The 17,432-nt window shown below is 61.4% G+C and carries 24 protein-coding genes; 18 read left to right on the forward strand and 6 right to left on the reverse strand.

The features are described 5' to 3' along the window. Positions 1–60 precede the first annotated feature (60 nt). Positions 61–411: a hypothetical protein gene (locus HX824_RS05290; protein ID WP_003212585.1), complete on the reverse strand. Its 351-nt coding sequence runs from the start codon at positions 409–411 to the stop codon at positions 61–63. A gap of 212 nt (positions 412–623) precedes the next feature. Here HX824_RS05290 and HX824_RS05295 point away from each other — a divergent pair, with 212 nt between their 5' ends. From HX824_RS05295 to ada, 5 genes are all read left to right on the forward strand, one after another. Further along, complete coding sequence (locus HX824_RS05295; RefSeq protein ID WP_003212586.1) at positions 624–926, forward strand: DUF1883 domain-containing protein; 303 nt, start codon at positions 624–626, stop codon at positions 924–926. 11 nt (positions 927–937) lie between these two features. Further along, entirely contained in the window at positions 938–1,102 is a 165-nt protein-coding gene (locus HX824_RS05300) for a hypothetical protein (protein ID WP_166742130.1), read from the forward strand. A gap of 82 nt (positions 1,103–1,184) precedes the next feature. Next, on the forward strand, positions 1,185–1,901 hold the full coding sequence (locus HX824_RS05305) for a 2OG-Fe(II) oxygenase (protein ID WP_177054230.1): 717 nt from the start codon (positions 1,185–1,187) through the stop codon (positions 1,899–1,901). Then, complete coding sequence (gene alkB, locus HX824_RS05310) at positions 1,891–2,571, forward strand: DNA oxidative demethylase AlkB (protein WP_008432502.1); 681 nt, start codon at positions 1,891–1,893, stop codon at positions 2,569–2,571. Before HX824_RS05305 ends, alkB begins: the two co-directional genes overlap by 11 nt. A gap of 76 nt (positions 2,572–2,647) precedes the next feature. Beyond that, positions 2,648–3,712, forward strand: a complete 1,065-nt coding sequence (gene ada, locus HX824_RS05315; protein WP_102604915.1) for a bifunctional DNA-binding transcriptional regulator/O6-methylguanine-DNA methyltransferase Ada — start codon at positions 2,648–2,650, stop codon at positions 3,710–3,712. A gap of 6 nt (positions 3,713–3,718) precedes the next feature. Here ada and HX824_RS05320 read toward each other — a convergent pair whose 3' ends face one another. Further along, a complete protein-coding gene (locus tag HX824_RS05320; protein ID WP_087693903.1) occupies positions 3,719–4,303 on the reverse strand; it encodes an ABATE domain-containing protein in 585 nt (194 codons plus the stop codon). Positions 4,304–4,479: 176 nt separating this feature from the next. Between HX824_RS05320 and HX824_RS05325 the strand changes: the two genes are divergently transcribed. The 7 genes from HX824_RS05325 (at position 4,480) to HX824_RS05355 (ending at position 11,086) form a co-directional block, all read left to right on the forward strand. Further along, the gene (locus HX824_RS05325) at positions 4,480–5,358 is read left to right on the forward strand and encodes an alpha/beta fold hydrolase (protein WP_102604916.1); all 879 of its coding nucleotides are present in this window, start codon (positions 4,480–4,482) and stop codon (positions 5,356–5,358) included. 110 nt (positions 5,359–5,468) lie between these two features. Continuing rightward, entirely contained in the window at positions 5,469–6,533 is a 1,065-nt protein-coding gene (locus HX824_RS05330) for a nitronate monooxygenase family protein (protein WP_177054231.1), read from the forward strand. A 117-nt stretch (positions 6,534–6,650) separates the two neighbouring features. Next, positions 6,651–7,418 carry a molybdate ABC transporter substrate-binding protein gene (gene modA / locus HX824_RS05335; protein WP_102604918.1) on the forward strand — a complete coding sequence of 256 codons (768 nt, stop codon included), beginning with the start codon at positions 6,651–6,653 and terminating at the stop codon, positions 7,416–7,418. After that, positions 7,419–8,099, forward strand: a complete 681-nt coding sequence (modB, locus tag HX824_RS05340) for a molybdate ABC transporter permease subunit (protein ID WP_003212595.1) — start codon at positions 7,419–7,421, stop codon at positions 8,097–8,099. Positions 8,100–8,104: 5 nt separating this feature from the next. Then, on the forward strand, positions 8,105–9,184 hold the full coding sequence (gene modC, locus HX824_RS05345; protein ID WP_177054232.1) for a molybdenum ABC transporter ATP-binding protein: 1,080 nt from the start codon (positions 8,105–8,107) through the stop codon (positions 9,182–9,184). A 91-nt stretch (positions 9,185–9,275) separates the two neighbouring features. Beyond that, positions 9,276–10,304 carry a DNA topoisomerase IB gene (locus HX824_RS05350; RefSeq protein WP_003212597.1) on the forward strand — a complete coding sequence of 343 codons (1,029 nt, stop codon included), beginning with the start codon at positions 9,276–9,278 and terminating at the stop codon, positions 10,302–10,304. Between the two features lie 77 nt (positions 10,305–10,381). Next, on the forward strand, positions 10,382–11,086 hold the full coding sequence (locus HX824_RS05355; protein ID WP_087693906.1) for a YoaK family protein: 705 nt from the start codon (positions 10,382–10,384) through the stop codon (positions 11,084–11,086). A 141-nt stretch (positions 11,087–11,227) separates the two neighbouring features. Here the strand turns inward: HX824_RS05355 and HX824_RS05360 are convergent, their stop codons facing one another. After that, positions 11,228–11,581 carry a hypothetical protein gene (locus HX824_RS05360; protein ID WP_087693907.1) on the reverse strand — a complete coding sequence of 118 codons (354 nt, stop codon included), beginning with the start codon at positions 11,579–11,581 and terminating at the stop codon, positions 11,228–11,230. 109 nt (positions 11,582–11,690) lie between these two features. Between HX824_RS05360 and HX824_RS05365 the strand changes: the two genes are divergently transcribed. Continuing rightward, entirely contained in the window at positions 11,691–11,951 is a 261-nt protein-coding gene (locus HX824_RS05365) for a hypothetical protein (protein ID WP_003212600.1), read from the forward strand. Positions 11,952–12,103: 152 nt separating this feature from the next. Here HX824_RS05365 and HX824_RS05370 read toward each other — a convergent pair whose 3' ends face one another. From HX824_RS05370 to HX824_RS05380, 3 genes are all read right to left on the reverse strand, one after another. Beyond that, positions 12,104–12,415, reverse strand: a complete 312-nt coding sequence (locus tag HX824_RS05370) for an AzlD domain-containing protein (protein WP_008432487.1) — start codon at positions 12,413–12,415, stop codon at positions 12,104–12,106. Further along, on the reverse strand, positions 12,412–13,107 hold the full coding sequence (locus HX824_RS05375; RefSeq protein WP_003212602.1) for an AzlC family ABC transporter permease: 696 nt from the start codon (positions 13,105–13,107) through the stop codon (positions 12,412–12,414). The genes HX824_RS05370 and HX824_RS05375 overlap by 4 nt, the downstream gene beginning before the upstream one ends. Before the next feature lie 72 nt (positions 13,108–13,179). Next, positions 13,180–13,395 carry a hypothetical protein gene (locus HX824_RS05380; RefSeq protein WP_177054233.1) on the reverse strand — a complete coding sequence of 72 codons (216 nt, stop codon included), beginning with the start codon at positions 13,393–13,395 and terminating at the stop codon, positions 13,180–13,182. A 177-nt stretch (positions 13,396–13,572) separates the two neighbouring features. On the opposite strand from HX824_RS05380, the gene HX824_RS05385 reads away from it, so the two are divergent. From HX824_RS05385 to HX824_RS05405, 5 genes are all read left to right on the forward strand, one after another. After that, positions 13,573–13,929 (forward strand): metalloregulator ArsR/SmtB family transcription factor, encoded by a 357-nt coding sequence (locus HX824_RS05385; protein WP_003212604.1) that lies wholly within the window; start codon positions 13,573–13,575, stop codon positions 13,927–13,929. A gap of 18 nt (positions 13,930–13,947) precedes the next feature. Continuing rightward, positions 13,948–15,231, forward strand: coding sequence for an arsenic transporter (locus HX824_RS05390; protein WP_177054234.1), 1,284 nt, complete (start codon positions 13,948–13,950; stop codon positions 15,229–15,231). 13 nt (positions 15,232–15,244) lie between these two features. Next, positions 15,245–15,715 carry an arsenate reductase ArsC gene (locus tag HX824_RS05395; RefSeq protein WP_177023092.1) on the forward strand — a complete coding sequence of 157 codons (471 nt, stop codon included), beginning with the start codon at positions 15,245–15,247 and terminating at the stop codon, positions 15,713–15,715. A gap of 80 nt (positions 15,716–15,795) precedes the next feature. Then, positions 15,796–16,587, forward strand: coding sequence for an AraC family transcriptional regulator (locus HX824_RS05400; RefSeq protein ID WP_177054235.1), 792 nt, complete (start codon positions 15,796–15,798; stop codon positions 16,585–16,587). A gap of 74 nt (positions 16,588–16,661) precedes the next feature. Then, positions 16,662–17,273, forward strand: coding sequence for a LysE family transporter (locus HX824_RS05405; protein WP_177054236.1), 612 nt, complete (start codon positions 16,662–16,664; stop codon positions 17,271–17,273). Positions 17,274–17,432: the final 159 nt, after the last annotated feature.

A 17,432-nucleotide genomic window follows, 5' to 3' on the forward strand; every position in this document is an offset into this window, starting at 1 on the left:
CCGACGCTGCGGCAGCAGGGACGGGCTTCTTGATCGGATTCGAGGTGGGCGGCTACAGACTCAGCCGGAAATGCACGCTTCCCCCGCAGCCTTCACGTCACCTGGACGAATAGGCACATTGGACATGCTCTCGTAGAGCTTGATACTGCTCCCGCTGGAGCGCTCTTCAATTTCAAAAATGGCCGACGGGTCGGCAGAAAACTTCTGCGGTACGATAACTTGAACACCATCCTTGTGAGGCTCGATCTGCGAAGGCCTGCGGGTTTTAGACAATTTCTGGACAACGCACGCCGCGTATTCCTGTGGTTTTTTCCCGGAGATCACTGCCAGCGTTGGTGGGGTCTGCTTGATATCCGCCACCGAAGCACATCCACCCAACGCCAGGGCCAGAACCAACACACTCCACTTCATATAAAAACCTCCGATAAAGACCCTACGACAGCGAAGAAGGTATTTTTCTCCCGCCCACGTAGGATTTATCCCTGATAACTCGGTAAATAACTGTTTTAAATTGTCGAAGTCGTCGACGACGGTCCGATAATAAACGTGCTGGGGCTGATAAACTCCATCTTAACCTACGTATCGTTCTGATTTTTCAGAAAAAGCCCTTCTGGAGACACCTTATGAAATTCATCCACCAGCGTGAGCACCTCAATGAAGGAGATATTGTCGTCATTGAATGCTCGCAAACCTGCAACATCCGCCTGATGAGCGATGCCAACTTTCGCAGCTTCAAGAACGGCGGCCGCCATACTTACCACGGCGGCGCGTTCGACAAGTTCCCGGCAAAAATCACTGCGCCCAGCACCGGGTTCTGGAACATCACCCTGGACGTCGTGACCCGCCGCGCCATCAGCGTGACCAAAAAGCCGACGTTGTCCCACAAGATCCGCATTGTGCGCCGCACCAATTCGAAACTGAGCTGACAGGAATGCCCGTGACTACCACCAAATATGTGATCAAGTACAAACTCAACGGTGAGCGCCGCTTCGAGTTCGCCCAACTGCAAGCAGGCAGCGTGGAGGAAGCCAAGGAAGCCCTGGCGAAAATCCACGATGCCAGCGATGAGATTACTGACATCAATGTGAGCAAGGCGCTGTAATTCGAGCGCAAGCATCGGAGTGTTCTGACGCTGACGACTTTCTAGACTGGCAGCCCTAATGCGCTGCCACAGGAACTTGTCGATGCCTTCCACTCCACTGCATGAACGCCTGGCCAAGCTGGACTGGGCCGCCATCGAGCAAGCCCTTGATGAACAGGGTAACGCGCTGATTCCGGCCCTGCTGGATCAGCAGGAATGCGCTGAACTGAGCGGCCACTACCCCCGACCCGAATTGTTTCGCTCCCATGTGGTGATGGCCAGGCACGGCTTTGGCCGGGGCGAATACAAATATTTCCGCTACCCGCTGCCAGCGCCGATCTGCGCGCTGCGTGAACAGCTGTATGGGTTCCTGGCGCCCCAGGCCAATCGCTGGAACGAACAGATGAACCTGCCGATCACCTATCCGGTGCACCATGCCGACTTCATTGCCCGCTGCCACGCTGCCGGGCAGCAACGCCCTACCCCGTTATTGCTGCAATACGGCCCAGGCGACTACAACTGCCTGCATCAGGATCTGTACGGGGAACATGTGTTTCCCCTACAAGTTGCCATCCTGTTGTCGCAGCCGGGAGAGGACTTTCGTGGCGGGGAGTTGGTGCTGACGGAGCAGCGGCCAAGAATGCAATCCCGGGCCCAGGTCGTCCCTCTTAATCAGGGTGACGCGGTAATCTTCGCGGTCAATCAGCGACCCATGCCGAGTGTGAGGGGGTTTCATCGGGTGACCTTGCGCCATGGGGTCAGTGTTCTGCACAGTGGTACTCGGCATACCTTGGGAGTGATTTTTCACGATGCGCAGTAAGACCCTTCCCGGATCAACCGCCGATTTGTTCGCCGATGAGGCGCTGCAACAGCCCCCGGGGCGCGAGCAAATCGGTGAACAATCCTACGTCCTCAGGGGCTATGCCCTGCCCTGGGTCGAGCGTTTGCTACCGGAACTGCGACGGGTATTGGCTCAATCGCCCTTCCGGCAAATGGTCACGCCCGGTGGTTTTACCATGTCGGCGGCGTTAAGCAGTTGCGGTGAATTGGGCTGGACGACCGACTCCACCGGTTATCGCTACTCCCCGATTGACCCGAATAACCAACAACCCTGGCCAGCCCTGCCGGCCGCATTGCGCGAACTGGCCGTGATGGCCGCAGCAGATGCAGGTTTCGACGATTTCGAGCCGGATGCCTGCTTGATCAACCGCTATGTGCCAGGCGCGAAAATGTCCCTGCACCAGGACAAGAACGAGCGGCGCTATGCCGCCCCGGTGGTCTCCGTGTCATTGGGTTTACCGGCGATCTTCCTGTTCGGCGGCCATGAGCGCAGCGACAAGACGCAAAAAGTCTCGTTGTTCCATGGCGACGTAGTGGTGTGGGGCGGCGTGGACCGCCTGCGCTTTCACGGCGTGATGCCGATCAAGCCCGGCACGCATCCGGTCATGGGGCCGCAGCGCATCAACCTGACGTTTCGCACGGCCGGATGAATTTGACCGCAAGCATCGGAGTGATGGGAATGCCCCACGGGACTAACCTGGCATTCTTCAACCAGGAGCCACCACCATGACCGCGCGCCACGCCACCGAACAAGACCCCCGCTGGGCCGCGATTGTCGCCCGTGACGCCAAGGCCGACTTGACCTTCGTCTATGGTGTGAAAACCACCGGTGTGTACTGCCGCCCCAGCAGTTCCGCGCGGCGGCCGCGCCCGGAGAACGTCGAGTTCTTCGACACCCCGCAACAGGCTGAAGCGGCGGGCTACCGGCCCAACAAGCGCGCGTCGGGGGACCAGACCCAGGTGGCCGCACGCCATGCGCAACTGGTGGCAGCGGCCTGTCGGCACATCGAACAGGCCGAAACCCTGCCGCCCCTTGAAGATCTGGCCGCCCTCGCCGGCTTGAGCCCGTTCCATTTTCATCGGGTGTTCAAGGCGGTGACCGGCCTGACGCCCAAGCGCTACGGCAGTGCTCATCGCTCGCGCAAGGTACGGGACGGCCTCAAGGACCAGCACTCGGTGACCGATGCGCTGTACGACGCCGGCTTCAATTCCAACAGCCGCTTTTATGAGGCTGCCGACCAATTGCTCGGCATGAAGCCCCGCGACTACAAAGCCGGCGGCACCAACACGGATATTCGCTTTGCCGTTGGCCAATGCTCATTGGGCGCCATTCTGGTGGCCCAGAGCAATCGCGGTGTGTGCGCGATCCTGCTGGGGGATGACCCGGACAAACTGGTGCGCGACCTGCAGGACCAGTTTCCCCACGCCAATCTGCTGGGTGCCGATCACGACTTCGAACAATTGATCGCCCAGGTGGTGGGCTTTATCGAAGCGCCGGCCCTGGGCCTGGACTTGCCCCTGGACTTGCGCGGCACTGCGTTTCAGGAACGCGTGTGGCAAGCCTTGCGGGAAATCCCGGTGGGGCGCACCGCCAGCTACGCCGAGATCGCCCAGCGCATCGGCGCGCCGACCGCCTATCGCGCCGTGGCCCAGGCATGTGGTGCCAACAGCCTGGCGGTGGCGATTCCCTGCCATCGCGTGGTGCGCGCCGACGGCAATCTGTCGGGCTACCGCTGGGGTGTCGAGCGCAAGCGGCAGTTGCTGGAGCGCGAAAGCCCGGCAGAATCCTGAGGACGTCTACACCAGTTTGCGCTTGCGAAACTCGGCCACCTTATGCCGATTGCCACACAGCGCCATGCTGCACCAGCGGCGCTTGTGGCCCTTGGTGCGGTCGTAGAACCACAGCACGCACTCGGGATGTTCGCAGGTGCGGACCAGGCCGAAATCCCCTTCCACCAGTAACGTCGCGGCGGCTTCGGCAATCGGCGCCAGGAACTGCTCGGCAGTCTGCACCTTGCGCTGGCGCTCCAGCCGCAACTCGCCAGGCGCCGGCCAAGCCAGTTGCGGGTGACTGACCGCCTTGCGCAGGAACGCATTCAGCGCGCCGGGATCGCCCTGCTGGCCGGCCTTGCGCTGTTCCAGTAACACGCGGATCACTTCCCGCAATCCCCGCGCCGCGCCCAGCAGTGCCCCCTCCTCAAATACCGGTACTGCGCCCTCCTCGGCCCAGCCAAGCCGCACCAGCCAGCGCTCGACATCGGCATCGCCTTGCCAGAATTCAAAGGGCACACCGTCGACATTCGCCCGGGTATTGAGCATGTCCAGCACGGGATGATCAGCCAGGACGTAGGGTTCCAATGGGGATGGGGTGATGGCGGGCATGGCAAATCCTCTTCAAGTCCGCGCCATCGTAACCGCTGATTTCGCTTTTGAATAGTTACTAAATTCGTCAATCAGTAACCCATTAAATTAATTTGACAGGTTACATTTTCAAGCGCAGCCTGCAAAACGAGTAACCCGACAAATCAATTTAACCAGTTACGCAGAGGACTCCGATCATGTCGATTTCAGCCCCGGTTGTTCGCTATCAGCACGTTGATGCCGATGGTGTGCGCATTTTCTACCGTGAAGCCGGCGACCCCTCCGCGCCGGTGTTGTTGCTGCTGCATGGCTTTCCCAGTTCGTCCCATATGTACCGTGACCTGATCCCGCTGCTTGCCACCCGTTACCGGATCATCGCCCCGGACTTGCCAGGCTTCGGCTTCACCGAAGTCCCCGCCGAACGCAATTACCACTACAGCTTCGATAACCTGGCGATCACCGTTGGCCACTTCGTCGACGCCCTGAACCTCAGTCGCTATGCCCTCTATGTGTTCGACTATGGCGCACCGGTGGGCCTGCGCCTGGCCGTGGCCCACCCGGAACGGGTCAGCGCGCTGATATCGCAAAACGGCAATGCCTACCTGGAAGGTTTGGGTGACGCCTGGGATCCGATCCGGGCCTACTGGGCCGAGCCGAGCCAGGCCAATCGCGAGGTGATTCGCAACGCGGTCATCAGCCTGGAAGGCACGCGCTATCAGTACCTGCATGGCGTGTCGCAACCGGAGCTGGTGGCGCCGGAGTCCTATATGCTCGACGTGCTCCTGATGCAGCGTCCCGGCAATGACGAGATCCAGTTGGACCTGTTCCTCGACTACCGCAACAACCTGACGCTGTACCCGGCGTTCCAGGCGTTTTTCAAGGCCACGCAAGTGCCGGCGCTGGTGATCTGGGGCCAGAACGATCCCTTCTTCATCCCGCCGGGCGCCCATGCCTACAAAGGCGACAACCCCAACGCCGTGGTGGAATTACTCGACACCGGCCACTTCGCCCTGGAAACCCACGCCGCGCACATTGCCCAACGGATTCATGCAGTACTGGGCGACGCCATCAACTGATAACCGCCCATGAAACACTGGATTCGTCCAGTGAATAATACAGACTGGCCTGGTGCTGCCTGGCCCTGCTAAAACGACGGAACAGCATTCCACCGTTGGAGAAGCGTCCCATGAGCACCTGGCCAGACACCCGAATTCTTGACCTGCTGGGCATCGATTTACCGATCATTCAGGCGCCCATGGCCAATGCCACGAGCACGGCCATGGTGATTGCGGCCAATCAGGCCGGCGCCCTCGGTTCAATGCCGGCGGCGGCGCTCAGCATCGAGCAACTGCGCGAAGCACTCACCACGATTCGCCAGGCCAGTTCGCGGCCGCTGAACGTAAATTTCTTCTGCCATCAGCCACCGACGCCGGATGCTCACCGCGACCTTCAGTGGAAGAACCTGCTGGAAACCTACTACCGCGAGCTGGGCGCCGATTTTGACGCGCCGACGCCCGTCTCCAACCGCGCACCGTTCAACAACGCCGCCTGTGAAGTGGTGGAAGAATTCCGCCCCGAAGTGGTGAGCTTTCACTTCGGCCTGCCGGAAAAATCCCTGCTGGACCGGGTCAAGGCCACCGGGGCGAAAGTGCTGTCGTCGGCTACCACCGTCGAAGAAGCCATCTGGCTGGAACAGCACGGCTGCGATGCAATCATCGCCATGGGCAACGAAGCCGGTGGCCATCGCGGGATGTTCCTCAGCGACGACCTGAATAGCCAGATCGGCACCATGGCCCTGGTGCCACAGGTTGTCGATGCCGTGCGCGTGCCGGTGATTGCGGCCGGCGGCATCGGGGATGCCAGGGGCATTGTCGCGGCCTTCGCCCTTGGCGCGTCAGCGGTGCAGATTGGCACCGCGTACCTGTTTACCCCCGAGGCCACCGTCTCGAAGTCACACCACCACGCCTTGCGCACTGCCCAGGCCAGTGAAACCGCGCTGACCAACCTGTTCACCGGGCGCCCGGCGCGGGGCATCATCAACCGCGTAATGCGTGAGTTGGGCGCGATCAACCCCACGGCGCCGGCGTTCCCGCTGTCCGGCGGTGCGTTGATGCCGCTCAAGGCCAAGGACGAAGCCAGCTTCAGCAACTTGTGGTCGGGCCAGGCGCTGCGCCTCGGCAAAGACATCTCCAGCTATGACCTGACGCTCGAACTGTCCGCGCAAACCCTGGAAAAACTCGGCCGACGCTGAACCTGAACTCCCGGGACAACTTTGCGCTGTACCGGCAGTGGCCAACCGCTATATATTCCCATACATAGCGGTAGTCCCCCTCTGCCTAACAAGCCGCAAACCCCAAGGAGCTTCTTGATGATGATTCGCGCCTCACGCCTGGCCCCCACGGCCCTCGCTACCCTGATCGCCGCGTTTGCCTTCTCCTCGGCGAATGCCGATGAAGTACAGGTGGCCGTGGCTGCCAACTTCACCGCACCGATCCAGGCGATTGCCGCCGACTTTGAAAAAGACACCGGCCATAAACTGGTCGCTGCCTACGGCGCTACCGGCCAGTTCTACACCCAGATCAAGAACGGCGCGCCGTTTGAAGTGTTCCTCAGCGCCGACGACACCACCCCGCAGAAGCTCGAAGCCGAAGGCGACACCGTCAAGGGCTCGCGCTTCACCTACGCGGTCGGCACCCTGGCACTGTGGTCGGCCAAGGAAGGCTACGTCGATGCCAAGGGCGAAGTGCTGAAGAAAAACCAGTTCCAGCACCTGTCCATCGCCAACCCGAAAGCCGCGCCTTATGGCCTGGCCGCCACCCAGGTGCTGGCTAAGGAAGGCCTGACCGAGAAGGTCAAGGACAAGCTCGTTGAAGGCCAGAACATCACCCAGGCCTATCAGTTCGTCTCCACCGGCAACGCCGAACTGGGTTTTGTAGCACTGTCGCAGATCTACAAGGACGGCAAAGTCACCAGCGGTTCGGCCTGGATCGTGCCGTCGTCGATGCATGACCCGATCAAGCAGGACGCGGTAATCCTCAACAAGGGCAAGGACAGCGCCGCCGCCAAGGCCCTGGTTGAATACCTGAAAGGTCCGAAAGCCGCCGCGGTGATCAAGTCCTACGGTTACGAGCTGTAAATGCCGCTGTCGAGTGCCGATTTTTCCGCGATCTGGTTGACCCTGAAACTGGCGTCGCTGACCACGGTCATCCTGCTGATCATCGGCACTCCGATAGCCCTCTGGCTGTCGCGCACCCGCTCGTGGTGGCGCGGCCCCATTGGCGCGGTGGTGGCCTTGCCGTTGGTGTTGCCACCCACGGTGATCGGCTTCTACCTGCTGCTGACCATGGGCCCCAACGGCTACTTCGGCCAGTTCACCCAATGGCTGGGCCTGGGCACCCTGACCTTCAGCTTCGCCGGGCTGGTGATTGGCTCGGTGATCTATTCGATGCCGTTTGTGGTGCAGCCGTTGCAAAACGCCTTCTCCGCCATTGGCACTCGCCCGCTGGAAGTGGCCGCGACCTTGCGGGCCAATCCCTGGGACACCTTTTTCACGGTGATCCTGCCCCTGGCGCGCCCGGGGTTTATCACCGCGTCGATTCTCGGTTTTGCCCACACCGTCGGCGAGTTCGGCGTGGTACTGATGATCGGCGGCAATATTCCCAACAAGACCCGGGTCGTCTCGGTGCAGATCTACGACCACGTCGAAGCCATGGAATATGCCCAGGCCCACTGGCTGGCCGGGTCCATGGTGGTGTTTTCTTTCCTGGTGTTGCTGGCGCTCTACTCCAGCCGTAAAACCAAGGCGGGCTGGAGCTGATGTCGATGATCGAGGTACGCCTGCAACTGAAGTATTCCGGGTTTGCCCTGGATGTCGACCTGCAACTGCCCGGTCGCGGGGTGACGGCGCTGTACGGCCACTCCGGCTCCGGCAAGACCACCTGCCTGCGTTGCATCGCCGGGCTGGAGCGGGCTGAAGAGGGTTTCGTGCAGATCAACGACGAGGTCTGGCAAGACAGCCGCAAAGGACTGTTCGTGCCACCCCACAAACGCGCCCTGGGCTACGTGTTTCAAGAAGCCAGCCTGTTCCCGCATTTGTCGGTACTGGCCAACCTGGAGTTCGGCCTCAAGCGCATCCCGCGCCAGCAACGCCGGGTGGAGATGGCCCACGCCACCGAGTTGCTGGGCATCGGTCACCTGCTGGACCGCCATCCGCAGCACCTTTCCGGCGGTGAGCGCCAGCGCATCGGCATCGCCCGCGCCCTGCTCACCAGCCCGAGCCTGTTGCTGATGGATGAACCGTTGGCCGCGCTGGACAGCAAACGCAAAAGCGAGATCCTGCCGTATCTCGAACGCCTGCATGACGAACTGGAGATTCCGGTGCTGTACGTCAGCCATGCCCAGGACGAAGTGGCGCGCCTGGCTGATCACATCGTGTTGCTCAGTGACGGCAAGGCCCTGGCCAGCGGCCCCATCGGCGAAACCCTGGCCCGGCTTGACCTGCCCATGGCCCTGGGCGACGACGCCGGCGTGGTGATCAACGGCACCGTCAGCGCCTACGACGAGCATTACCAGTTGCTCACCCTGCAATTGCCCGCGAGCCAATTGCAGATGCGCGTGGCCCATGCACCATTGGCGCTGGGCAAACCGTTGCGTTTCAAGATCCAGGCGCGGGACGTCAGCTTGAGCCTGCAGGCCGAGGAACACAGCAGCATCCTCAATCGCCTGCCGGTGACGGTGACCCAGGAAATCCCTGCCGACAACACCGCCCATGTGCTGGTAAGCCTGGACGCCGCCGGCACGCCGCTGCTGGCGCGCATCACCCGTTACTCGCGGGACCAGTTGCAGCTGCATCCCGGCCAGCCGCTGTGGGCGCAAATCAAGGCGGTGGCGGTACTGGCCTGACTGCCCGACAGCTGCTACGGGGGAGCAAACTTGTTGGCACGACCGCAAAACCCTGCGGTCAATCAGAAATACCTGCCAAGGAATTTGCGCCATGCCCGATCCTGCGTTGCTTGCCGACCTGCCCCGCGACCTGCATTACGTCGACGATACCCAGCCCGGCCTGTCCCGGAAAAAGCTGCGGGGCAAATTCCAATACTTCAAGGCCGACGGCACACGCATAACCGATGCCGACGAAATCAAACGCATCAACGCACTGGCAGTGCCGCCGGCCTATACCGATGTGTGGATCTGCGCCGACCCGCGCGGCCATCTGCAGGCCACAGGGCGGGATGCCCGGGGGCGCAAGCAGTACCGCTACCACCCGCGCTGGCGCGAGGTGCGCGACACCGACAAATACTCCCGGCTGCAACAGTTCGGCAGCGCGCTGCCCAAGCTGCGCAAACAGTTGGAAGCACAGATCGAGGCGCCAGGGTTCAATCGGGAAAAGGTCCTGGCCACGGTGGTGCTGCTGCTCGACGCCACCCTGATCCGCGTCGGCAATACCCAATATGCCCGCGACAACCGCTCCTACGGCCTGACCACCCTGCGCACCCGCCATGTGGATATCAAGGGCAGTGAGATCCTGTTCCAGTTTCGCGGCAAGAGCGGCATCGAGCACCAGATCAGCGTCAAGGACCGGCGCCTGGCCACGGTGATCAAGCGTTGCCTGGAGTTGCCGGGGCAGAACCTGTTCCAGTACCTGGACGAGAACGGCGAGCGCCATACCGTCAGTTCCACCGATGTGAATGCCTACCTGCACACCCTGACCGGCGCGGATTTTACCGCCAAGGACTACCGCACCTGGGCCGGCAGCGCCCTGGCGCTGGCAGTGCTGCGCGAGCTTGAGTGGCAGCCGGAATCCGACGCCAAGAAACATGTGGTGGAGATGGTCAAGAACGTTGCCAAGCAACTGGGCAACACCCCGGCGGTGTGTCGCAAGTGCTACATCCACCCGGCGGTGCTGGAGCATTTCAGCCTGGGCGAACTGGCGAAACTGCCCAAGCCCCGAGTGCGCAAAGGCTTGAAAGCCGAGGAAGTCGGGCTGGCGATGTTTCTGGAGCAACTGGCCGAACGCCTGTAAGTGCGCCAAGTCATTGCAGCGGAGCACGAAGCGCCCTACGGTAGTGGCCGGATAATCTCACCGAGGAACCCGGCCCCATGCTGCCTTCATCCCTGAAGCCCTACACCAACGCCGCCTTGCTGCATCGCCACAAATGGCGCGGGCGTGTCGGGTTGCTGCTGGTGGCGAGCCTTTCCGTGCTGGCGGGCATGACCGATGCGATTGGTTTCATGGCCAGCGGGGATTTTGTCTCGTTCATGAGCGGCAACACCACGCGCCTCGCCGTGGCGATCAGCGAAGGCGACCTGGGCCTTACCGCGCGCCTGACACTGCTGGTGGCGACGTTTATCGCCGGGAATGCGCTGGGCGTGATGGTCAGCCGCGTCAGCCGGCGCCACGCCCTGCCCTTGTTGCTGTGCATCGCCACCCTGCTGTGCGGGGCTGCGGCCTGGCCGTTTGCCGATCAATTGCCGGCGTTGCTGGCAGCGATCATCGCCATGGGCATGTTGAATGCCGCCGTCGAAGAAGTGAACGGGTTGCCCGTGGGGCTTACCTATGTCACCGGGGCGCTGTCACGCTTTGGTCGCGGACTGGGCCGCTGGATGCTCGGTGAACGCCGCAACGGCTGGCGCGTGCAACTGATCCCGTGGGCCGGGATGTTTGTGGGTGCGGTGATCGGTGCGTTGCTGGAGCACCACATGGGGATTCGTGCGCTGCTGGTCAGCGGGGTGCTGTCGGCGCTGTTGGGGCTGGTGTCGCTGAAGATTCCGCGGCGCTGGCACCTGGGGTACATGCCCCGCTAGAAAACAGTTGCCCTCCCGACGCTCCGGCCTCGACATCCCTGTACCGGTAAAGAGCCGTCACGCCGGGTGAGCGGGAAAATACTAAAACAATGCCTGCGGGACTGTCCGCAGGGCATTTCTGAACTTTTCTAACGGAATGGATTACAGGCAGGTCGCCAGTGCCGCCAGGCGGCGCTTGGCCGGATAGTCATCCTGGGCCGCGTAATAGTTGACGGAGGCGCCGGCGCCGGCACTGCGCACGTCGACAAAATAGTCACCTGCCGTGGTGTAGATGGTGAAGCCACCAGCCTGTGCAGGCTCCATGAAACCACCGGCATCCACCCCGAACACCGCTTCATCCTGCCAGCCGAACTGGATGCACTGGGCAACCACCAGCGGAGCCTTGTCCGAGGCCAGGGTTTTGTAGGGCGCGCCGGTACGCGCCTCTTTCATCTTCGAGCCCGCGCAACCGGCCAGCGATGCCAGGACCAAAGCGCCAATTACCACCATCCGCATACCGAAGCTTCCTTGGAAAAAACGCGACTGTACCATTAGCAGGCGACACCGAAGGATTATTGCGTCACCCTGCCGCCTACTTACGAACCCGCTTTTACCCGGAAACCCCATGACACCCAATGCCGAGCGCTACAACCCCTCCACCGACTACGCCGACAAGCTGATCAGCCGCATCGGCCAGACGCCTTCGTGGATCGCCAAACGCATCGGCGTGACCGACAAGCGCATCCGCTACATCCTTGACGGCGAGCGCACCGTGAAGGGCGAAAGCACCCCGATCCAGATGACCTACACCGAGCAATTTGCCCTGGAATGCCTGGCGGCCGAGGCGAAAGCCAACAAGAAAGCCGCCGCCCCGGTTATCGAATAGCTGACAGATTCATGAACTTTGTTTCACTGTGAAGGAAGACCTCGCCGCCTATAGTCGGCAGGCTCATTTTTAAGAAGTCTCCCTTCCAGCCTGCCCTCCCGCAGGCTTTTTTTTGCCTTGGTTTTGCTCCCCCCGTAGCAGGAGTTTGTTGGTCAGAGCAGCCAGCGGAACAGATAGAACAGCGCCATGCTCAGCAACACGGTGATCAGCACGCTGCGGGTCCAGAACATCAACGCCACGGCGCTGATTCCGGCCAGCAGGTAGGGGTTGCCCACACTCAGGTTGAGCTTGTGATCAGCCAGGAAAATGATCGGGCCGCAGATGGCGGTGAGCATCCCCGGTACGGCAAACCCGAGAAACTCCCGCGCCCCGCGATTGAGGCGCACCGGCAGGCGCGGCTCGAGAAACAGGTAGCGGTTAAGAAACACGATCAGGCCCATGCCAAAAATCATCACGAAGATCATTGTTGCCCTACTCCCAGCCGCTTGCAGGCAAACCCTGCGCTCATCCCCAACACACCGGACACCACCACCGCCGATTCCCAGTGCAGGTAGCTCAGCCAAACCGAGCACAGCAACGACACGGCTACGCAGACGATGGTCGGCACGTCGCGCACTACCGGGGTGATCAGGGCGATAAAGGTCGCTGCGATCGAGAATTCCAGGCCCAGTTGATCCAGCCCGGGAATGCTTTTGCCGAGCACGATGCCGGCGAAGGTAAAGACGTTCCAGATGATATAGAACGTCAGGCCGACGCCCAGGGCGTACCAGCGATTGAAGGTCTGGCGGTCGTACTGGCTGACCAGGGCGAAGAATTCGTCGGTCAGCAAAAAGCCCAGGCTCATGCGCCACCGTGGTTTGAGCGGCGACAGCGTGGGACGCATGTGCATGCCGTAGAGCAAATGCTGGGAGGTCAGCAGCAAGGTGGTCAGCAGGATCGAAATCAGGCTGGCGCCGCTCTTGACCATACCGATGGCCACCAATTGTGCGGCACCGGCAAACACGATGGTCGACAGCCCCTGGGCTTCCAGCGGCGTGAATTGGGCATCAATTGCAGTCGAACCGGCCAGCAATCCCCACGGCGCACACGCCAGGGACAATGGAATGATCGCAATCGCGCCACGGGAAAAGGCATTCAGAGGCAGAGCGTTAGGCATACACAACAAGCTCATCGACAGTCAGTCGACAAGCATGCCAGCGGTATCAGGGATTGTCTTGAACGATCGTGCTCAAGCCAGTTTGACCGACACCCGCTCCACCGCGTCCCGGGCTTCGCGCAGTTCGTGGGCGTCCTGGTTGAGCCGGTAGATGGTATTGAGCAGGCGCTGGCGCAGCACTTCATCGCTGAGCTTTTCGACGGCGCGCATCAGGTCAAACGCCGCGGTTTCGTTATTGTCCGCGACGGAATCCAGGGTCTTGCGCAGGTTGCGAGTGGCACGGGTCACACGTTTTCTTCCTTCATCACCAATGGGCAGGCACTTTAGGACATTTGTGTTTCAGTTTAATTTCAACCACTTGTCATCGATTGTCGGGCACTTGACGCAGGTCAATCGAAACAAGGTTTGACCAATACATATGGAAATACGTATATTCGTATTTCCATATGTATCAAGGCACTGACCATGTCAGATCTTTTCTCCCCGCCCAACGTCTTCAAATGCCTGGCCGACGCCACCCGCGCCAGGCTGACGTTGTTGATCCTGCGTGAAGGCGAACTTTGCGTGTGCGAATTGATCCATGCTCTGGACGACAGCCAGCCGAAAATCTCCCGCCACTTGGCGCAACTGCGCAGTTGCGGGTTGCTGCTGGACCGTCGCCAGGGCCAGTGGATTTATTACCGCCTCAACCCGGCCTTGCCGGAGTGGGTGACGGCAGTGCTCGACACCACCCTGCAAGCCAACCAAGCCTGGTTAAAAACAGACGCCCAGCGTCTGGAAACCATGGGTGACCGACCACAACGGGCCAGCGCCTGCTGCTGATCCTGCGGAGAGCTTTTCATGCTTGTAGCCGTTGCTATCTTTCTGTTCACCATCATTTTGGTCATCTGGCAGCCCAAGGGCCTGGGCGTGGGCTGGAGCGCCACTATGGGCGCGATCCTGGCCCTGGCGTGCGGGGTTATCAGCCTGGCCGACATCCCGGTGGTGTGGCACATCATCTGGAACGCCACCGGGACCTTTGTCGCGCTGATCGTCATCAGCCTGCTGCTGGATGAGGCGGGCTTCTTTGCCTGGGCTGCCTTGCATGTGGCGCGCTGGGGCCGTGGGCGTGGTCGGCGACTGTTCGCGTACATGGTGCTGCTGGGCGCGCTGGTATCGGCTTTGTTCGCCAACGACGGCGCGGCGCTGATCCTCACGCCCATCGTGATGTCGATGCTGTTGGCGTTGCGCTTTTCCCCGGCGGCCACCCTGGCGTTCGTCATGGGCGCCGGGTTTATCGCCGACACCGCGAGCCTGCCGCTGGTAGTCTCCAACCTGGTGAACATCGTCTCGGCCGACTATTTCAAGATCGGCTTCAACGAATACGCCGCAGTGATGGTGCCGGTGAACCTGGTGAGCGTCGCCGCGACCCTCGCCGTATTGCTGTGGTTTTTCCGCCGGGACATTCCGCAAACCTACGACCCGGCAGACCTCGACGACCCTGCCAGTGCGATCCACGACCGCGCCACTTTCCGCGCCGGCTGGTGGGTGCTGGGCATCCTGTTGGTGGGCTGCTTTGCCCTGGAACCGCTGGGCATTCCCATCAGCGCAATTTCTGCCGCCTGCGCCATATTACTGCTGGTGATCGCCGCCAAGGGCCACAAAATCTCCACCCGCAAGGTGCTGAAGGAAGCGCCCTGGCAGATCGTGATTTTCTCCCTGGGCATGTACCTGGTGGTCTACGGCCTGCGTAACGCCGGGCTGACCGACTACCTCGCGACCTGGCTCGACACCTTCGCAAGCTATGGCGTATGGGGCGCGGCCTTGGGCACCGGTGTACTCACCGCGCTGCTGTCTTCGGCGATGAACAACCTGCCAACCGTGCTGATCGGCGCGCTCTCCATCGAGGCCAGCCACGCCGTGGGCGTGGTCAAGGACGCGATGATCTACGCCAACGTGATCGGCAGCGACCTCGGCCCCAAAATCACCCCTATCGGCAGCCTGGCGACCTTGCTCTGGCTGCACATCCTGGCACGCAAAGGCATCACCATCACCTGGGGTTACTACTTCAAGGCCGGGATCGTGCTGACCCTGCCGGTACTGTTGATCACCCTCGCCGCCCTGGCCTTGCGCCTGAGTTTCTGACGGAGTTCGCTTGATGAAAGTCCTGTTCATGTGCACCGCCAACAGCTGCCGCAGCATTCTCTCGGAAGCCTTGTTCAACCATCTGGCGCCGGACGGTTTCCAGGCCATCAGCTCCGGGAGCTTCCCCAAGGGCCAGGTGCTGCCACGCAGCCTGACCACGCTGAAAGCCGCCGGCATCAGCACGGAAGGCTTGTACAGCAAGGGCAACGACGCCTTTGAAGGCAGCCCGCCAGACATCGTCGTCACCGTATGCGACAAGGCTGCTGGAGAAGCTTGCCCGGTGTATTTCGGCCCGGCGCTCAAGGCGCATTGGGGATTGGAGGATCCGTCTGATGTTCAGGGCGATGAAGCCCAAGTCGACGCCGCGTTCCGCGCCACCCTGGAAATCATTGAACGACGCTGCCGGGCTTTTTTCGAGATTCCGTTCGCCAGCCTCAGTCCCATCGAAATCAAGGCCGAGCTTGATCGCATCGCCACGCCGTAACCGAAGAGCCGGGCGAGTAGTCGATCTGAAGGTCTTTTCCGGCGTATGCTCGCGGGCAACGGTCACAGCGAGCCCCCTCAATGAGTTCCATGCAGCACGCCTGGCTGGGCAACTACGAAGTCAGCAGCACCGCCTGCACCGGCCTGACATTTGCCCGCCACAGCCATGATGAATGCGTGATCGGCGTCAACCTGCTCGGCGAGGAACAGGTGTGGCTGGATCGTCGCACCTTCGAGGCCGGCCCCGGCAGCATCACCCTCTACAACCCGGGGCAGATTCAAGGCGGAGGCGCGGCCGAAGGGCAGCCGTGGCGGTTTGTCAGCTTGTATGCGACTGCCGAGCAATTGGCGGCTGATCTGGGTCTGGCGCACCTGGAGTTCGACCGTTCGCTGTGCTTCCAGCCGGCGTTGGCGATGAAACTCGCCGGGGCGATTGAAGGTGCGTTGAGTGTCGATCCGCTGGCCCGGGAGCTGAGTGAGGAAGCCCTGGTGGTGCTGCTCGGCGAAGTCGTCGGTTGCAGCGGCGTCCGCTTGCCTGGCAGCACTGCGGTGGGACGCGGTTTGGTGATCAAGGCCCAGGAATTGCTGGCTGAAAACCTGCACCAGGCGGTGGCACTCGAGACCCTTGGTGACGAGTTGGGCCTGTCGAAATTCCATCTGCTGCGGGCTTTTCAGAAAGAAACCGGGCTGAGTCCACGCCAGTGGGCGATGCAACTGCGTACCCGGCGCGCCAAGGGGCTGTTGCGCTCAGGCGTTGCGGCGTCGCAGGTTGCCCATGTCTTGGGGTTTGCTGACCAGAGCCACCTGAATCGGCATTTCCGGGCGGCCTACGGGATCACACCGGGGCGCTATCAACGCCTGCTCAAGGGCTGAAAAGCGCAATCTGGTTCAAGACGACTTACACACCCTTCCCTAAAATGCCGGCCATCACTTGAAGGAAGGCAGGCATGTTGACGATCTTTTTTTCGGCGCTGGTGTTCGGTTTTGTGTTTTGCCTGTCGCCGGGGGCGGTGCTGGCGGAGACGCTGCGCCGCGGGCTGCTGCATGGGTTTACCCCTGCGCTGTTGGTGCAGATCGGTTCGCTGGTGGGCGATGCCGTGTGGGCGGTGATCGGGCTTACGGGCATGGCGTTGTTGATCCAGCATGAGTCGGTGCGGGTGCCGCTGACGGCCGTTTGTGGGCTGTATCTGGCCTGGCTCGGGATTCGCAGCCTGATGGATGCCTGGCACTTGCCAGAGGCCGGGAGTGCGCCGGCCAGGTCCGGGCAGAATGCGCTGGTGGTGGGGGCGGCGATTTCCCTGGCCAATCCGAAGAACATTGTCTATTGGGGGGCGCTGGGGAGTGCGTTATCGGGGATAGTCGGGGCGGCGCCTAGCCATGGGCAGACGTTGATGTTTTTTGCGGGGTTTATGCTGGCGTCGGTGTTGTCGTGCTTTTTGATTGCGGGGTTGGTCAATTTGCTGCGGCGGAATGCTTCGCCCATGTGGCAGAGGGTTAGCTATGGGGCTTGTGGGGTGGTGCTGCTGTATTTGGCGATTTTGGCGTTGCGGGGGATTTGAGGGGGCATATCCGTTATTTGGGTAGCGGCGGCCTATGGTTCCGCTCTTACAGCGGCTCACTTTGGAAAAGCCGGAATGCCGGCCCAGCCCAAAGTAGGCAAAGGGCTCCGCAATACCTGCGTTCGGCCTCGGGCTTTTTGGGGCAGTCAGATCAAGATC

Source organism: Pseudomonas sp. D4002, from assembly GCF_013385665.1.
Classification (GTDB): domain Bacteria; phylum Pseudomonadota; class Gammaproteobacteria; order Pseudomonadales; family Pseudomonadaceae; genus Aquipseudomonas.

What these genes read in the sequence shown, in the direction of transcription:
- HX824_RS05370 (WP_008432487.1), bottom strand. Translation starts at nt 12,415, where the DNA reads ATGATCTTCGTGATGATTTTTGGCATGGGCCTGATCGTGTTTCTTAAC.
- HX824_RS05375 (WP_003212602.1), bottom strand. Translation starts at nt 13,107, where the DNA reads ATGCCTAACGCTCTGCCTCTGAATGCCTTTTCCCGTGGCGCGATTGCG.
- HX824_RS05295 (WP_003212586.1), top strand. Translation starts at nt 624, where the DNA reads ATGAAATTCATCCACCAGCGTGAGCACCTCAATGAAGGAGATATTGTC.
- HX824_RS05320 (WP_087693903.1), bottom strand. Translation starts at nt 4,303, where the DNA reads ATGCCCGCCATCACCCCATCCCCATTGGAACCCTACGTCCTGGCTGAT.
- HX824_RS05360 (WP_087693907.1), bottom strand. Translation starts at nt 11,581, where the DNA reads ATGCGGATGGTGGTAATTGGCGCTTTGGTCCTGGCATCGCTGGCCGGT.
- HX824_RS05355 (WP_087693906.1), top strand. Translation starts at nt 10,382, where the DNA reads ATGCTGCCTTCATCCCTGAAGCCCTACACCAACGCCGCCTTGCTGCAT.
- modA (WP_102604918.1), top strand. Translation starts at nt 6,651, where the DNA reads ATGATGATTCGCGCCTCACGCCTGGCCCCCACGGCCCTCGCTACCCTG.
- HX824_RS05385 (WP_003212604.1), top strand. Translation starts at nt 13,573, where the DNA reads ATGTCAGATCTTTTCTCCCCGCCCAACGTCTTCAAATGCCTGGCCGAC.
- HX824_RS05290 (WP_003212585.1), bottom strand. Translation starts at nt 411, where the DNA reads ATGAAGTGGAGTGTGTTGGTTCTGGCCCTGGCGTTGGGTGGATGTGCT.
- HX824_RS05305 (WP_177054230.1), top strand. Translation starts at nt 1,185, where the DNA reads ATGCCTTCCACTCCACTGCATGAACGCCTGGCCAAGCTGGACTGGGCC.
- HX824_RS05350 (WP_003212597.1), top strand. Translation starts at nt 9,276, where the DNA reads ATGCCCGATCCTGCGTTGCTTGCCGACCTGCCCCGCGACCTGCATTAC.
- HX824_RS05405 (WP_177054236.1), top strand. Translation starts at nt 16,662, where the DNA reads ATGTTGACGATCTTTTTTTCGGCGCTGGTGTTCGGTTTTGTGTTTTGC.
- HX824_RS05325 (WP_102604916.1), top strand. Translation starts at nt 4,480, where the DNA reads ATGTCGATTTCAGCCCCGGTTGTTCGCTATCAGCACGTTGATGCCGAT.
- HX824_RS05395 (WP_177023092.1), top strand. Translation starts at nt 15,245, where the DNA reads ATGAAAGTCCTGTTCATGTGCACCGCCAACAGCTGCCGCAGCATTCTC.
- modB (WP_003212595.1), top strand. Translation starts at nt 7,419, where the DNA reads ATGCCGCTGTCGAGTGCCGATTTTTCCGCGATCTGGTTGACCCTGAAA.
- modC (WP_177054232.1), top strand. Translation starts at nt 8,105, where the DNA reads ATGATCGAGGTACGCCTGCAACTGAAGTATTCCGGGTTTGCCCTGGAT.
- alkB (WP_008432502.1), top strand. Translation starts at nt 1,891, where the DNA reads ATGCGCAGTAAGACCCTTCCCGGATCAACCGCCGATTTGTTCGCCGAT.
- HX824_RS05390 (WP_177054234.1), top strand. Translation starts at nt 13,948, where the DNA reads ATGCTTGTAGCCGTTGCTATCTTTCTGTTCACCATCATTTTGGTCATC.
- HX824_RS05400 (WP_177054235.1), top strand. Translation starts at nt 15,796, where the DNA reads ATGAGTTCCATGCAGCACGCCTGGCTGGGCAACTACGAAGTCAGCAGC.
- HX824_RS05365 (WP_003212600.1), top strand. Translation starts at nt 11,691, where the DNA reads ATGACACCCAATGCCGAGCGCTACAACCCCTCCACCGACTACGCCGAC.
- HX824_RS05330 (WP_177054231.1), top strand. Translation starts at nt 5,469, where the DNA reads ATGAGCACCTGGCCAGACACCCGAATTCTTGACCTGCTGGGCATCGAT.
- ada (WP_102604915.1), top strand. Translation starts at nt 2,648, where the DNA reads ATGACCGCGCGCCACGCCACCGAACAAGACCCCCGCTGGGCCGCGATT.